The following is a 16,675-nucleotide window of genomic DNA, read 5'->3' as shown; positions in this document are numbered from 1 at the left end:
GGTATCTTGCGTGCGCATGAAGCGCCTGATTAAATTCGGGGTGCGGCGGCTGGAAATCCGGCAGAAATCAAAAGCCCTGAAACGGCTAACGCCCGGGCCGTTTCCGACCCGGGCGTCTGCGTGACGAATGCTCGTCAGCCCCCTTGGTTGACCGTCGCCTGCTCACTGATCTTGCGCCAGCGGGGCGGTACGGCCTCCCCGAACCACGGCCTTTTGCCTGTGTTCCGATGAGGTGATGCTACGCAGCCGGTGCGCGCTTGTCATTCGGATTCCCGGCGCGTCCAAAAGATTGGCTTCATCCTGTGTTCATTTGGCAACAGCACGGATTGCAACCCATGGCGAGCCGTCCTAGAGCGGCGCCGCGCATTCAAGTCCAGGATTTCTTAACCAATGATATTGTCGCGTTACGAGCGGATGATCGCTCGCCGGTATCTGCTTCCCGGGCGCGGGGAAGCTTTCATCTTCATGGTCGCCTCGATCAGCCTTGTGGCTGTTATGCTGGGGGTGGCAGCGCTCGTCGTGGTGATGAGCGTCATGAACGGCTTTCGCGCGGAACTGATCGACAAGATCGTCGGGCTGAACGGTCATGCCGTCATCCAGGGCTATGACAATCAGCTTACCGACTGGCGCGACATCGTCGAGCAGGCGCGAAAGACCAGGGGCGTCACCAGTGCAACGCCGCTGGTCGAACAGCCGTTGATGGCGGGATATTCGGGTCGGGTGGAAGGTGTGCTGGTACGCGGGATGCGCGAGCAGGATATCGTCAATAATCCGACCATTGCCGGAAATGTGAAAGTCGGCAGCCTTTCCGACCTCAAACCCGGCAGCAACAATATTGCGATCGGATCGCGGCTTGCCCAGGCGCTGGGCGCGAATATCGGCAGCGAGATTTCGCTGATCAGTCCGCAAGGCCCCGCCACCCCCTTCGGCACCGTACCGCGAATCGTGTCCTACCGCGTGGGAGCGATTTTCGAAGTCGGGGTCTATGACTATGACAAGCAATTCATCATCATGCCGATGAAGGATGCACAGACACTGCTGTTGATGGGCGACAGCATCGGTATGGTGGAACTAGACACCGTGGATGCCGACAAGGTGTCCGAAATCGTTGCGCCGCTTGCCCGCCGCTATGCAGACCGTGCGCAAGTTTCGACCTGGAAATCGATGAACGCGCAACTTTTCGATGCGCTGAAAGTCGATCGGCTGGTTACCTTCACCGTGGTGTCGATCATCATTCTAGTTGCGGTTTTCAACATATTGTCGTCGCTGATCATGCTGGTGCGCGCAAAGACCCGTGACATCGCGATTTTGCGAACCATGGGAGCCACCCGGTACAGCCTGATCCGGATCTTTATGACCGTGGGAACGACGATCGGCGTCCTTGGCATCGGCTCCGGACTGGTTCTGGGATTTTTACTGATCGAATTTCGGCAGGGCGTGGTCAGCTTGATCGGGCTGGTGACGGGGCAGCAGATATGGGACCCGTCTATGCGCTATCTGACCGAACTTCCCGCCAAGACGGACCCGGTGGAGGTTGTCGGCATCGTCTTGATGGCGCTGGTTTTCAGTGTGCTTGCAACGCTTTATCCCGCGTTCAAGGCGGCAAGCACCGATCCGGTACAGGTGCTGCGTTATGAATGAACCGGTTCTTTCCACCACCGGTCTGAAGCGCAGTTTCCGGCAAGGACAGGCGGTTATCGACGTTCTGCGCGGGGCCGATCTTGCCATCGCGCGTGGTGAGATCGTCGCACTGGTGGGTCCGTCGGGGTCGGGCAAATCGACATTGCTACAGGCGGTCGGTTTGCTTGAGGGCGGCTTCGAAGGTTCGATCCGCATCGAGGGGCGGGAGGCGGCGAAGCTGGACAGTCGCGGTCGCACCGAATTGCGCCGCGATGCGCTGGGCTTCGTATATCAGTTCCATCACTTGCTTCCCGATTTCAACGCGCATGAAAATGTCGTGCTGCCGCAGCTGATCCATGGCGCGAAAGCGGATCAGGCACAGGATCGCGCGACGACACTGCTCAGCGCGCTTGGACTAGGCGAGCGGATGGAACACCGTCCCAATCAGCTTTCGGGCGGTGAGCAGCAGCGCGTGGCGGTTGCGCGCGCGCTCGCCAACCGGCCGGCGATCGTGCTGGCGGATGAACCGACGGGAAATCTCGACGAACATACCGCCGATATCGTGCTCGCCGAATTTCTGAGGCTGGTGCGGGAAGAAGGTTCGGCGGCGCTTGTCGCAACCCACAACGAACGACTCGCTGCCCGGATGGATCGTGTCGTTCGCCTGCACGAAGGCTTTATCGGTTGAGCCGCGTCACGGCCGGTTACGGTTAAACCACGCTGCGATGTGTCCATGCGCTGGCGATCGCGGTGACGCCGCCCATCAATAGGCTTATACCCAGAAGAACGCCGGGCAGGGTTAAGCCGGTGACCGGAATGCTCGCGACGATCAGGATCGTCAGCGCGATGTTGATCAGTCCCAGAACGATCATCAGCCCGCGGTTGCGGCGCATACGAAGCCCCCAGAAAAGCTCCATTATACCGCGCGCGCCCAACCAGATCGCGAGCAGCATGGTCAGCGAAATTGCGCCCGTAACCGGGCCGATCCAGAGCATCACGCCAAGAACCAGCGAGACGACGCCGAACAGGATCGAATAAAGGCGCGTTTCATGTCCGCGCGCGCCAAATGCGGCGATTAGAGCCGCCGCGCCGATAACGATCAGAAATGTACCGACAAGCAATGTGACAGACAGTGTTGCGGGAAACGGCCATAGCAACGCGGCAAGACCGCCGAGGACGCACAGGATGCCATAGGCCATCAACCAGCCCCAGCCCCGACCTGCAATTGCTGTCTGGGTGGTTTCGAACGGCGTCGGGTCCATTTGCGCCTCCGCAAGTTTGGGTATCGAAAGACAACGGTTGGCGGCCATCGCCGTTCCGACCCGGCAGGCCTCTGGACACCTTTCCCGAATCGATCGAAGCGCCCATAGTCGGTGAATGGCGCATTCCGGTTTCGTACCCCTTCGTATTTTCTCCTCTTACACCATGCTTGATGGTGCAATCGATCCTAAGGCGATCGCAAAACGCGCGCGCGAACTGGGCTTTCCGGCGGTGGCGCTAACCGATCGCAACGGGCTGTACGCGGCGATGGGCTTTTCCGATGCGTGTTTCGGGTCGGGGGTGCAACCGATCATCGGAACAATGCTGTCGGTCGCGCGGCCCGATATGCCGGAGGGGCTGGAGCCGGTGCTCGACTGGATTGCGCTCTATGCGCAGGATGAAACCGGATACGACAATCTGTGCCATCTGGTAAGCTGTGCGCATCTCGACCGGCCGATCGAATGGCCCGCGCATATCACGATTGACATGCTTGAGGGCCGGACCGATGGCCTGATCGCGCTAACGGCGGGCAAGGAGGGCGCGCTGGCGCGACTTTTCGCCGAAGAGCAGAACGATTCGGCAACCCGCTATGCCGACCGCCTGCAATCGCTGTTCGGCGACCGGCTTTATATCGAATTGATCCGCCGTCAGGATGAGGTCGAGGGCAAGGCCGAACCGCATCTGCTCGACCTTGCTTTCGATCGTGCGCTCCCCATCGTCGCGACGAACCCGTGCTGTTTCGACGAAGCGGCGTTTCATGAGGCGCATGACGCAATGTTGTGCATCGCCAATTCGACCTATGTGGCGAGCGACGATCGGCCCCGGTCATCGCCCGATGCATGGATGAAACCGGCAGCTGAGATGGCGTCGCTGTTCGCCGACCTTCCCGAAGCGCTAGCCAATACGCTGGTCGTGGCGCAACGCTGCGCGGTCGCCGCGCCCAAGCGCGCCCCGATCCTGCCGAGCCTGGCGGGCGATCGCGAGGGTGAGGAGGCGATGCTTCGCGCCGAAGCGGAAAAAGGACTGCAAGCACGGCTCGCCAAGCTGGCGATTGCCGACGAAGCAGCGCGCAAACGCTATTTCGAACGGCTGGAGTATGAACTCGGCATCATCATCCAGATGGGGTTTCCGGGCTATTTCCTGATCGTCGCAGATTTTATCCAATGGGCGAAGGCGCAGGACATTCCGGTAGGGCCGGGGCGCGGTTCGGGTGCGGGCTCGCTCGTCGCCTGGGCGCTGACGATCACCGATCTCGACCCGCTTGAACTCAATCTGCTGTTCGAACGCTTTTTGAACCCCGAACGCGTTTCGATGCCCGACTTCGACATCGATTTCTGCGAAACCCGACGCGGCGAGGTCATTCGCTATGTTCAGGATAAATATGGTCGCGATCATGTCGCGCAGATCATCACCTTCGGTAAGCTGAAGGCGCGCGCGGTGCTGAAGGACACCGGCCGCGTGTTGCAGATGAGCTATGGCCAGGTCGATCGCCTCGCAAAGCTGGTGCCGAACCTCCCCGCCGATCCCTGGACGCTGGAACGCGCGCTGAACGGCGTATCGGAACTGCACAGCGAATATCAGAACGACAATGATGTCCGCTATCTGCTCGATCTAGCGATGAAGCTGGAAGGGCTGCCGCGGCACAGTTCAACGCATGCGGCAGGGGTGGTGATCGGCGACCGGCCATTGAGCAAGCTTGTCCCGCTGTACCGCGATCCGCGCTCCGACATGCCGGTTACCCAGTTCGACATGAAATTCGTCGAGACGGCGGGGCTGGTGAAATTCGACTTTCTGGGCCTCAAGACCCTGTCGGTGCTGCATGAAGCGGTCCGCCTGCTCAAAAAGCGCGGGGTGGAGGTCGATCTGGAAGCGCTGAGCTGGGACGATCCGGGCGTGTACGAACTGCTCCAGCGCGGCGATACTGTCGGCGTGTTCCAGCTTGAATCGGAAGGGATGCGACGCACGCTGTCGGCGGTGCGGCCGACCAATTTCGGCGATATCATCGCGCTCGTCTCGCTCTATCGGCCCGGACCGATGGACAATATCCCGCTGTTCGGCGCCCGCAAGAACGGACGCGAGGCGGTGGAATATCCGCACGCGCTGCTCGAACCGATCCTGAAGGAAACCTATGGGATTTTCGTCTATCAGGAACAGGTGATGCAGGCGGCGCAGATTCTGGCCGGCTACAGCCTTGGCGGCGCCGACCTGCTGCGCCGTGCGATGGGCAAGAAGAAGCAGGAGGAGATGGACAAGCAGCGCGCGATCTTCGTCGCTGGTTGCGCCGAACATCACGACATTCCCGAAGCCAAGGCGAACGAACTGTTCGATTTGATCGACAAGTTTGCGGGCTACGGCTTCAACAAGAGCCACGCCGCGGCTTATGCGCTGCTCGCCTATCAGACGGCGTGGCTGAAGGCGCATTACCCGCACGAATTCTATGCCGCGTCGATGAGCTATGACATGCATCAGACCGACAAGCTGGCGGTGTTTGTGGAGGATATGAAGCGGTTGGACATTTCGTGCGCGCCGCCAGACATCAACGCCAGCGGTGCCGATTTTGATGTCGAGGCGGAGGGGGAAGGGCTGGCCGTGCGTTACGCGCTTGCCGCTCTGAAGGGCGTGGGCGAACGCGCGATGGAATTGCTGGTCGAGGAACGGCAGGCGAACGGCAGGTTCAAGTCGCTGGACGATTTTGCCCGCCGGGTCGATCCGCGACTTCTCAACAAACGACAACTTGAAACGCTGGCTTCGGCCGGGGCGTTCGATTCGATCGTGGCGCAACGCGCCGGCATCCATGCCGCCGCCGAAACGCTTCTGGCCGTGGCGCAGCGGACCGCGCAGCAGCGCAGCAGCGGGCAGGGCGGCCTGTTCGGGGAAGGCGCGGCGAGCGAGCCCGATATCAAATTGCCCGCAGGCGCGCATTGGTCGCTTGCCGAGCGGATCGCGGCGGAAAAAGAGGCGTTCGGTTTCTACTTCTCCTCGCACCCGCTCGACCGCTATTCGCATTTGGCGAAAAGCCACAAGGCGCGCACCATCGCGACGATCGGAGAGGTGGAAGTTGCCGAGGGCGCACGTGCCGGTTCGGTGATCGCCGCGCTGATCGAGGAAGCGCGCTGGCGAACGTCCGCACGCGGCCGGCGCTACATGATGGCGACGATTTCCGACACCACAGGCCAGTGCATCGCCACATGTTTCGACGATGCTGCTTCCGCCGACCTGGAGGAAGCGGCGCGAGCGGGCGGATGCGGACTTTTGAACGTCGAACTCGACCGGCGGTCGGGCGAGGAAACGCCGCGCGTGACGATCAAACGGGTTCAGCCCTTCGAAACGCTGGCCAATTCGGCACGGCTGGTTCTCGACCTCGAACTCGCCGATCGTGGCGCGATCGAATCGCTTCGCGCACTGCTGGGCGACAAGCGGGGCGGGCGCGGCGAGGTTCGGCTGCAACTGGGACTGCGCGATGGCGGAGAAGCGGTGGTCATCGCCGGACGGGATTTCCGGCTCGACGATGAACTTGCCGCTGTGATCGAGAGCATGCAGGGTGTCGTCCGGGTGGAATTAAAGGCAGCCGACCCCCCGAAACTCGCCGCGGTCGGCTGATAAAAGCCGGGAGAGAGCAATGTTGGGCGGAATGCAGGAATTCGAGCTTCGGGTTCCAAGGGCGCTTGAACATGCCGAACGCGAACATGGCGACCGGGAGGTCGTAAGCCGCTGGGCCGATGGCAGTGAAAGTCGGACGGACTGGGCCGGTATCGCCCGCGACGCACGCCGGCTTGCCCAGGCGCTTGAACGCATGGGCGTGCACAAGGGGGACCGGGTGGCGACGCTGGCGATGAACCATCATCGTCACCTGATCAGCTGGTATGGCGCGATCGGCATGGGCGGACTGATCCATACGATCAATCCAAGACTGTTCGAAGACCAGCTGGTTTATATCGGCAACCATGCCGAGGATAAGGTGCTGCTGTACGACAAGGCGTTTGAGCCGGTTGTCGAGAAGCTGAAAGCGCGCTGGACCACGATCGAACATTATATCTGCTACGATCCCGCGCCGGGGCAGCGTGGGTTCGAGGATATTCTGGCGCAGGAGGATGGCGATTATGCCTGGGTCGAGGGCGATGAGCGCGACCCCTGTATGCTGTGTTACACCAGCGGTACGACGGGTAATCCCAAAGGCGTCGTATATTCGCATCGCTCTTCAATGATTCACGCGCTGGCGGAAATTCAGCCGTCGGTCTTCGACCTGTCGACCCGATCGGTCGCGCTGCCGGTGGTGCCGATGTTCCATGCCGTCGGATGGGGGCTGCCCTTCGCTGCGCCGATGGTAGGACTGAAATTCGTGTTTTCTGCGGTCAACGATCCGGCGGTGCTCTGCGAATTGATGAATCGGGAAAAGGTGACTCACTCAGCGGGCGTTCCGACCGTCTGGTTCGCGCTGTTCAACCATATCGACACGACGGGCGAGGCCCCCAAATTTCTGGAGGTGGTAACGATCGGTGGATCGGCGGCGCCGCGTTCGATGATCGAAAGAATCATGAAGATGGGCGTTCGCGTCAACCACGCCTGGGGCATGACCGAAACCAGCCCCATCGGTACCATCGGCGCGCTGCCGGTCAAATGGGACGCGATGTCGTTTGACGAACAGGTAGATTATGGCACCCGGCAGGGGAGCGTGCCCTTTGGCATCGAAATGCGCATCGTCGATGATGACGGCGAAATTCTTTCGCGTGACGGCGAAAGCTCGGGCCGGCTTCAGGTGCGCGGACCCTGGGTCATCCAGCGTTATTTCAAGGATGAAAGTGGTGACGCGGTGACGAAGGACGGCTGGTTCGACACCGGCGATGTGTCGGTGATCCACCCAGACGGCACGATGCAGATTACCGACCGTGCGAAAGACGTTATCAAATCGGGCGGCGAATGGATCAGTTCGGTCGAGCTTGAAAACGCAGCAGTAGGGTGCCCCGGCGTGGCAGAGGCGGCGGCGATCGGCGTGTTTCATCCCAAATGGGACGAACGGCCGTTGCTGCTTGTCGTGCGTCGGGAGGGAAGCGATGTGAGCGCCGATGCCATTCGCGACTATCTGACGGATCATGTCGCCAAATGGTGGTTGCCCGACGAAATCCTGTTCGTTGACGAATTGCCCCACACCGCCACGGGCAAGCTGCTGAAAACCGCGATCCGCGAACAGCATAAGGCGTACCGCTTTACCGCTGGTTGACGTAATTGATGACCGGTGAGCTATACCAGTGGTCCGACAGGCCAGGCCCGTCGAACCACTGATTTTGCATTATTTCTTTGCGGGATACGCCGCTTTCAACGCCGACGCCAATTCCGCCCCTCGCGCGGTTTTCAGGTTCGCACAGGTGCGTATCTGCTCGACGGTCCGGTTGAAACCGAGCATCCCGACATCGGCCTCTTCGATCTTCGGTCGCATGACCTGATCAAGCTTGTCCGCCTCTTCCATCGAACAGCTGCGGTTGAACAGCGCCGGAAGCCGCGATCCCAGGAAAATGCCCGCGCTGCCCGCAATTTGGTCGAAATTGGCGAAGACATAATCATATGCCGTCTGGCGCGTATCGGCATTGCCGGCGAGGCCGTACAGGAACCGGAACTGTTCGTTGCGCCGAAGGCGCGGATCATGAAAGTCGTTGAGCAGCCAGTTGGCGATATCTGCCTTTCCCGAACCCGAAATCGCACCGAGCGCCGCCGATCGGAAGCTCGCATCCTCGCTCGCCAGTGCTTTTTCGGCGAGTTGTTTGGCAAAGGCGAGATCCCCCTGATCGACCAGAATGCCGAGGCCGAGATCGAGATAGGCCGGGCTGATCGCGTCGGCATCACCATTCAGATAGGCGCGCGCCGCATTCGCCAGTTTGGCGCGCACCGCTTCGTCCTTCGCTCCGCCGGCCATCAGCGATACCACCGAGCGGCGCAGTTTCTGCCGATCGGGGTCGTTGTCGCCGCTGTCCCCTGAGGGATCAAAGCCCAGCCGGTCGAGAATCGGACCATAGATCGATCCGATCATGGCGCGATAGCTGTCCGTCGCCGAATCGGGCAGAACGTCGTGACCGACCAGTCCGCCCCAGCGCCCGGCATTATCGACGGCTGCGTTCGAATCGGCGTTGGCCGCCATCGATTTCGTTGCCGCGATCAACTCGGCCGGATCGCCCTTGCCCGCCTGGAACCGTGCCCACAGACTGTCATCCATGGCGAGGGCCTCGCCTGGGGGCAGGCTCGCCGCCTGACCGATCAACGTCCGCCAGTCGTCTTTCGGAAGATCGAACCGGTAATAGCCTGTTCCGCCCGCATTGGGCATCACAACGCCGCTGCCGGGTTCATCGATCTTCGCGCTCTTGTCGGCGAGCAGCGTGCACTTGCGCTCGTCGCCATGGCGCACGCACAGCGGGATGGTCCACATGGTCGGCGAAACATCCGTGCCCAGATAGTGGTAGCGATCCTGAGTCACGCTATAGCCGTCGCCATTGCCGGCATGGGCGAAAGTTACGACCGGCACGCCTTGCTGATCCACGAAACTCTTCATCGCGCCCAGCACGCGCGGATCGCCCGACGCGTCGGCCAGCGACTGAAAGAACTGATCGGTCGAGGCATTGCCATAGGCATGGCGTTTCAGATGCAGCCGTACGCCCTTCTGAAACTCGGCATCGCCCATATAGGCCGCGATCATCGCCACGACCTGGCCACCCTTGCCATAGGTAATGGCGTCGAACGCGCCATTGATGTCCCGGTCATCGGTAATCTTTTCATGAATCGGGCGGCCCGCCTTCAGCGCGTCGAGCTCCATCGCGTCGAATGCCTCACCGATGGCGTTGGTGCCGATATTCAGGTCGGGACGCCATTCGTTTCCGATCCGATAGCCCATCCAGTTGGCGAAACTTTCGTTCAGCCAGATATCGTCCCACCATGCGGGGGTGACCAGATCGCCGAACCATTGGTGCGACAATTCGTGCGCGACCACCATGCCGAATTCCTGCTTGTCGCTGGTCGTCGGATTCTGATCGAGCAACAGGATGCCGTCGCCATAAATGTCGGCACCCGCATTTTCCATCGCGCCTGGCATGATCGGCGATCCGATCTGATCCAGCTTGGGGAAGGGGAAGGGTTCACCGAAATATTTTTCGAGCAGGTCGACGATCGGACCGCTGTTCTCCTTGGCAAACTCCATCTTGTCGGCATTCGCCTGCGTCGCGACGATGCGAATGGGCAGCGCGTCCTTGCGATATTCGGTTGGCGCGGCCTGGGTCGCCACCGTTTCGAACGGACCGACCACGAACGCCATCAGATAGGTGGGCAGCGGTTTTGTCGCGGCAAATTTGTGCGTGACCAGATCGCCCGTCTTGACCGTGCCGGTTTCGGGCGCGTTGCTGACCGCTTCAAAGCCGGGCCTGGTGGTCAGCGTAACGGTGAACGGCGTCTTGAAACCGGGTTCATCGAACGAAGGGAAGGCGGCGCGCGCATCGATCGATTCGAACTGCGTCCAGCTATACCATTTGTCGCCGACCTGAATATGATACAGTCCGGCGGGGCCGTCCTCGAACGGTGCGGTGTAATCGAATTTCAGCGTCACCTTTCCGGCGGGCAGTTCGCGTCCGAAATCAAGGCTGGCAAGTCCCAGTGGTGTCAGCTGCTTGAACGTGACGGGGAAGGTTTTCCCACCGGCAGTCGCGCTCGCCTTGGTCACGTTGAGGTCGCGACCATGCATATAGACCATTCGCGCCGCATCGTTCAGCGTCACATCGATTTCGGCGTGCCCCGAAAATCGATCTTCCGAAGGCAGCACCGTCAGATCGAGGCGATAGGCCTGCGGCGTAGCCGTATCAGGCAGCTTCCCGGTGGGAAGCGTCGCATCCTGCGCCAACGCCGCCGAAGGAAGAATCAGGGCGGACGAAGCAGCGAGCAACAACAGTTTGCGCAAAATGGTGACTCCCGAAAGCAGCAATATATCGCTGTTTAAGGGCGTCCTGCCGCTCCTGCAATGCGGCGGAAATGTTTAATGCCTCAACCGTTCAGCCACCCGCCAGAAAAGCCCGCACGCTGCAAGCCGCGCCGGATCGGTTCACATCCGCGCATCGTCTTCCACACGAAATCATCGCGATGGTTTGCGATCATGGCAACGATCGGCCCCTGGTCGATCCCGAGCAGATTGTCGTCAAGCCAGCCGAGTTGCGGGTCAACGCTGCCGCGCGCACCCTTTGCCTCCGGCCAGCGGAAGCTGGGATTGAACGAATCCCAGAAACCGTAGCGGCCATAGATACGGCCTTGCTGAAAATCGCGCAGCGCGCGCGTGGCAGGTTCGACGATCTCAGGTGCGAATGGCAGCGACGCGACGGCGGCGGTGGGCGCGATAGTGCCGTCGTCGAAACCGTCGGGCATACTGCCGGGACCGCGCGCGGAATAGGTACGGAACTGACGCTCCTCGCCCTTGAACGCATGCTTCACCCCGCCGGGGCCGTCGCAGGCCGTCAGGCCCCAGATATCGCGCGAATAGCCTTCCCATTGCATCGGGTTCGCGATCGCATAGGCGCGTTGGGCATAGGTGGCGCGGCGGCTGTTTTCGAAATAGTCCGACCCGATGCCCGCCATCACCGCATCGCGGATGCCGCGAAAATCGACCCAGACATGGCTGTACTGCTGCCCGAAATGCGGCGCGAAGGCGAGGTAGCGCGTATCTGGCGCGTTTCCACGCCAATTGTCGTCATATCCCGAGCACCATGTTTCCCAGATTTCCGGTCCCACGGCATGCACCGGTGCCCCAAGCGCCAGAATGTTAACCAGCATGCCTTCGTTGAAGCCGATCCAATCGGCCGGGACGAAGCCGCTTTCGGGATGCCAGCCCATCGAAATGGCTGGGGCGTGATTCTGCAGAAAGGGCCATTCGACGCGGGCATATATCGCAGAGGCTAGTTCGCGGATTCGCCGCTCGTCCGGATGATCCTGATCGAACCATTGCCCGGCGAAAAGAATGCCCCCCAGGAGCAGCGTGGTATCGACCGAGGAAAGTTCAGTCTTTCCCCAGCGCTCGCCGGTTTCCATGTCGAGAAAATGATAGAAAAAGCCCTTATGACCGCTCACCCCCGTTTCGCCATCGCCCTGGGGCGCGTCATGGAAAAAGGTGAGCGTGGCCAGCGTGCGCTCGCGTGCCTGAGCGCGGGTGATCCAGCCGCGCGCTACGCCGATGGGATAGGCGGTAAGCGCGAACCCTGTCGATGCGATGCTGGCGAACGGCGGATTGGGCCAGCGATCCGGTGCAAGGCCGTTGCGCGGATTGGTGGTATCCCAGAAATAGCGGAAAGTACGCTGTTCAATATCGTCGAAAAGCGGTGACAGCGCGGCGGATTGCTCCGGCGCGGGCCGCATCGCGCTTGTCGTACAGCCGGCGGTGCCCGCCATCAGCAACGCGGAGGAAGCAAGAACGGTACGGCGATCGAACATGAAACTACTCTTTTGACCTGGCGCAAAAAAAAGACGGGACGCCGAAGCGCCCCGTCCCGTCAGTATGCATTTTAGAAAGCGAAGCCCGCCGTCAGCTTGATCGTGCGGGGCGGGTTACCGCCGACGTTATAGCCGAAACGTTCGCCGAACACGGTCGGCGACGCCGCCGTGCGCGTGGTGTCGGTCGCGGTGGAATTGTAATCGACATAGTTGCGGTCGTTGAAGACATTGATGATGTCGACGCGGAAGCGCAGCTTGCTTTGATCGTTGATGAAGCCGAGCGGCACATATTTGGTGAGAGCGACATCAATCTGACGCTTGCCCCAGCGATCGCCGTTGCCGTCCGCTTCCTTGCTGATGACCGTCCGGCCATAGGGGTCGGCGCTGCTGATCACCGAACGCAGATATGTCGGCGATTCAAGCGTGATCCTGCCCGAGAATGTCATGTCGAGCGGCAGGTCAACACTGCCCGCCGCGACGAAACGATGCCTCGGAACGCCGGTAGTGCGCGAGAAGGGATAGTCTTCGGGATATTCGTAATCGAGCGAATAGGTGCTGCCACCATTATCCTCCGCCTCGGTATAGGTATAGGTGGCGGTGAGGCTCCACGGCGAAGAAGGCGAATAGTTCTTCGTCAGTTTGAGATACGCCGAGTCTGAATGGCTCTCCAGACCGTTCACGCCAAGCAGGATATTGCTAAAGCCGTCGGGCGTGAAGCGATAAGGCGAAGAAATTACGCCTGAGTTAGGATCGGGCGTGAAAAACTCGCCATCCTCAGAACGGTTGCCGAGGATATAGGTGAAACCATCCTTGCCTACGATCCGCTGATAGCCGACCTCAACCTCGAACGGGTTGAAGCGGGTGCGTAGGCCGAGACTGAACTGGTCGGAATACGGATTTTTCAGATCGTTATCGATGAACCGAAGTTCCCGGCCACCCGCGCTGTTCGTGGTGCCGTTGAGCAGCTGTTGCCGGCCTTCTTCGGTCAGATAGATCGGGTCCCAGGCAAGGCAGGTGGAACTGGCCGTCGCGGCGGTACAGGTAGAAAGCGGCGAATCGCTGAAAAAGCGGAAGGTGCGGAGCGGGAAGGCGCCGCCGCTTCGTTCGAGCTGCAGGAAGTCGAATTGGTTGCGATCATAGGAACGCCCATATCCGCCAAACACGGTAAAGCGCCCGGTGCCGTCGATATCGTAGCTGAACCCGAAGCGAGGCTGGAACGCACCCATGAACGTCTTACGCTCACTGCCGGTCGAGATATAGTCGTTGATGTCGTAGCTGGCGTTATCGAGATTGGGATAGTTGGCCGACGACACCGCCGCCACCGCATCCGCCGGCGTCTGGAAATCGAGATAAGCGGGGTTGCGTTCGAAATCCCAGCGCAGTCCGATATTGACCGTCAGGCGGTCGGTGACATCCCAGTCGTCCTGGATATAGGCACCGAACTGGAAGTTGTTCGATTCCACCGTCGTGTCGCCGATGCCCGTCGCTGCGCCGAACTGGACCTGATACGGTACGGAATCGTTGAAGCCGTCCTGCCCCGGATAAATCGAATTATAGGTATACATCGCGTTGGAATAATTGAGCTGCTGGGTCCGCAGCTTGATCCACGACGCTTTTACGCCGGCTTTGATCGTGTGATGATCGAAACCGGTCCAGGTGAAATCATCCTGTACTGTCCAGCCCTTTTGCCCCTTGTTCTGGTAATTGGGGCTGCCGCCGGTTTGCAGCAGGGTGAAACGGTCATAGTCGCCGTCATTTTCGTTGATCTGCTGATACCGATATCCGTTTTCGAAGATCGTGGGCCGCGGGTTCCACTTAACATACTGGTACGAACCACGCAGATCGTTGACCCAATTGTCAGTGCTGTGCTGCCAATGCGCCGAGGGACGGAAATCTTCCGTATCGACATCGACCCGCGTTTCGGAAGCGGCCGGGCCGCTGCTCAGGTCCTGGCTCGTTTCCTTGCGATACTTGACGGAGAGTTCGACAAGGTCCCTGTCGGTCGGCAGAATATCGATCTTTCCGAAATACAGGTCTTCGTTGAAGTCGCGATTGGTCTGCCCGAAATATCCTTGCAGGTCAGAGGGAAGAGTGCTGACCGCGACGTCATTGTCGGGCCGGATTTCCACCGGAATCTGCTGGCGCTTGCCTTCATAGGACAGGAAGAAATGGGCGACATCCTTGATGATGGGGCCACCCAGTGCACCACCGAACTGCATGTCCTGCGTTTTCGTCTTGTCGGTGTCGTTGATGACCTCGGTCGGGCGTTTGGCACGCAAATCCTGATTGGTGAAGTCAATGAAGCCTTCGCCATGAAATTCGTTGGTGCCCGATTTGGTGGTGGCGGTGATCGCGACCGAACTTACCTGATCAAACTCGGCTTTGTAGTTCGAACTGAGGACGCGATATTCGCCGACCGCCAACTGCGGGAAAGGGTTGCCTTGCGACGAGTCCTGACCGGTGATGCCGTTTTTCAGGACATAGTCTTTCTGGCTTACGCCATCGATGAAGACGTTTACCGTATTGGACGCCTGCGCCCCGCCACGGATGCTGGAATTGCCGTTTGACCCGGTCTGGAACTGAACGCCCGGCGCAAGGTCGGCGAAGGCAAGGAAGTTGCGGTTGACCTGCGGCAGTTGCTCGATTTCACGTTGCGAAATCGTGACGCCGACTTCGCCGCCTTCCAGCGTCACCAGCTTGTCGCCGGTGACGATGATGTCGCTTGCCTCTGCAGCGGCTGTTTCGTCGGTGCCCTGACCCGTCTCGCCGGTCGCCTGCTGACCGGTCACATCGGCAGCGCCGGTCGCGCTGACATCGAGGTCGAGTTGCGCGCTCTGCGCAACGCTGAGCTGGAAATTGTCCGTCGAACGCACGCCTGACGGGGTTGTGATTTCCATGCGATATGTCGCGGGCGGGACCGATGTGAACGTATAGCTTCCCTGCGCACTGGTCGTCGCCTGACGGCGATAGCCGTTGTTGACGTTGATCAGTACGATCTGCGCGTTCGACAATGCGGCGTTATCGCTGGTGATCGTTCCCCGGATCGAGGCCTGGCTCGACTGGGCATGGGCGGGGGCCACCGCGATCGCGCTCATGGCGCTGCCCATCATCAGGGCGGCGGCGAAGCGCAACATACGCCCCCCGTTGCGCGGTGGCATTTGCTTGCCTGTGCTACCGATATTCATGTTTACTTCCTCCACGGCGGTGATGGACCGGCTGTTTATTTGCCGGCCTTCGTTGTTTGTCGGATGATGAGTTCCGGACGGAGCGGTTCGCTATCCGGTGCGGTGTCGCCATTCACGATGGCGGCGATCATGGTGAGGGCGCGCGCGCCGATGCCGGCGATGTCTACCCGCATGGTCGTCAACGATGGGGAAATCAGCCGGGCGAGGGGGACATCGTCGAATCCGGCAAGCCCCATCTCTCCGCCCACCGCAACCCCGGCGTCGCGAAAGACGACCAGCGCGCCGACCGCCATCATGTCGTTCGCCGCGAAGACCGCATCCGCCCCATCGCGATTTCGCAGAATTTCGCTCGCTGCAGCGGTCCCGGCCTCTTCGCTGAAATCGCCCTGGATCACGCGCGGGCTCAGCCCATGGCGGCGCACTGCTTCACGATAGCCGTGCTCGCGTGCCACCGCTTCACGGTTGCCCGCTGGCCCGGAGATATGGACGATGTTGCGATAGCCCGATGCGACCAGATGGTCGACGATCACTTCGGCTGCGCCCATATTATCCACCTGTATCTGCGGATGGGCCGAACCTTCGCAGTCGCTGCTGACGAGGATCGCCGGAAGGCTTTGCGGAAGATGCGAAAACAGCAGGGCAGGGTCGATGTCCGGTGCCATGACGATCAGCCCGTCGACCCGTCCACGCATGGTTTTCAGCGCCTCGACCGCTTGTCCGGCATCGGCGTGCATGTTCGACAATAAAAGCTGAAGCCCGGCCTTCGCCGCTTCCCGATCCATGCCGCGAACAAATTCGGAAAAGAATTCACCATGCAGGTCAGGAAGCATCACTCCGATTGCATGCGCGCGCGACAGCGAAAGACTGCGGGCGCCGGCATGGGGAGTATATCCCAGCCGTCGGCTGGCTGCCTCCACACGCTCGCGCATTTCCGGGCGGACATTGTCGCTGCCGTTCAGCACGCGAGAAACCGAGGCTACAGAAACCTGCGCCTCGCGTGCGACGTCACGGATCGTGGCGCTCGCCATCCCTTGTCGTGCCCCTCTTCCCTAATGCCGACGCGTTCGTCGCGTTCGATTTCGTGCCTGTCGCGGTGGCGCCTGTTCGCCACCCGTCTTGATGTAACCGGTTACATGAACGTACAAGATCGCGCAAGAATGATT

The 16,675-nt window shown here is 60.5% G+C and carries 9 protein-coding genes; 4 read left to right on the top strand and 5 right to left on the bottom strand.

Going from position 1 to position 16,675, the window contains the following annotated elements; genetic code table 11:
- Positions 1-390 precede the first annotated feature (390 nt).
- Both KY084_RS14510 and KY084_RS14505 read left to right on the top strand, forming a co-directional pair.
- Positions 391-1,641, top strand: a complete 1,251-nt coding sequence (locus KY084_RS14510) for a lipoprotein-releasing ABC transporter permease subunit (RefSeq protein ID WP_219239197.1) — start codon at positions 391-393, stop codon at positions 1,639-1,641.
- Positions 1,634-2,308, top strand: a complete 675-nt coding sequence (locus KY084_RS14505) for an ABC transporter ATP-binding protein (RefSeq protein WP_219239196.1) — start codon at positions 1,634-1,636, stop codon at positions 2,306-2,308. Before KY084_RS14510 ends, KY084_RS14505 begins: the two co-directional genes overlap by 8 nt.
- A 22-nt stretch (positions 2,309-2,330) precedes the next feature.
- On the opposite strand, the gene KY084_RS14500 is transcribed toward KY084_RS14505, so the two are convergent.
- Positions 2,331-2,930, bottom strand: coding sequence for an HdeD family acid-resistance protein (locus KY084_RS14500; protein WP_246587204.1), 600 nt, complete (start codon positions 2,928-2,930; stop codon positions 2,331-2,333).
- Positions 2,931-2,997: 67 nt separating this feature from the next.
- Between KY084_RS14500 and dnaE the strand changes: the two genes are divergently transcribed.
- Both dnaE and KY084_RS14490 read left to right on the top strand, forming a co-directional pair.
- A complete protein-coding gene (gene dnaE / locus KY084_RS14495; protein WP_219239195.1) occupies positions 2,998-6,480 on the top strand; it encodes a DNA polymerase III subunit alpha in 3,483 nt (1,160 codons plus the stop codon).
- A 19-nt stretch (positions 6,481-6,499) separates the two neighbouring features.
- Positions 6,500-8,098: a long-chain fatty acid--CoA ligase gene (locus tag KY084_RS14490; RefSeq protein WP_219239194.1), complete on the top strand. Its 1,599-nt coding sequence runs from the start codon at positions 6,500-6,502 to the stop codon at positions 8,096-8,098.
- 69 nt (positions 8,099-8,167) lie between these two features.
- Here the strand turns inward: KY084_RS14490 and KY084_RS14485 are convergent, their stop codons facing one another.
- The 4 genes from KY084_RS14485 to KY084_RS14470 form a co-directional block, all read right to left on the bottom strand.
- On the bottom strand, positions 8,168-10,834 hold the full coding sequence (locus KY084_RS14485) for a M1 family metallopeptidase (RefSeq protein WP_246587202.1): 2,667 nt from the start codon (positions 10,832-10,834) through the stop codon (positions 8,168-8,170).
- 59 nt (positions 10,835-10,893) lie between these two features.
- Complete coding sequence (locus KY084_RS14480; RefSeq protein WP_219239193.1) at positions 10,894-12,327, bottom strand: glucoamylase family protein; 1,434 nt, start codon at positions 12,325-12,327, stop codon at positions 10,894-10,896.
- A 71-nt stretch (positions 12,328-12,398) separates the two neighbouring features.
- Entirely contained in the window at positions 12,399-15,512 is a 3,114-nt protein-coding gene (locus KY084_RS14475; protein ID WP_246587200.1) for a TonB-dependent receptor domain-containing protein, read from the bottom strand.
- A gap of 35 nt (positions 15,513-15,547) precedes the next feature.
- On the bottom strand, positions 15,548-16,540 hold the full coding sequence (locus KY084_RS14470) for a LacI family DNA-binding transcriptional regulator (RefSeq protein WP_219239192.1): 993 nt from the start codon (positions 16,538-16,540) through the stop codon (positions 15,548-15,550).
- Positions 16,541-16,675: the final 135 nt, after the last annotated feature.

The organism is Stakelama flava (assembly GCF_019351405.1).
Taxonomy (GTDB): Bacteria; Pseudomonadota; Alphaproteobacteria; order Sphingomonadales; family Sphingomonadaceae; genus Sphingomonas; species Sphingomonas flava_A.
The sequence above is the reverse complement of the archived record's forward strand: the minus strand, read 5'-3'. Positions and strand labels throughout refer to the sequence as shown.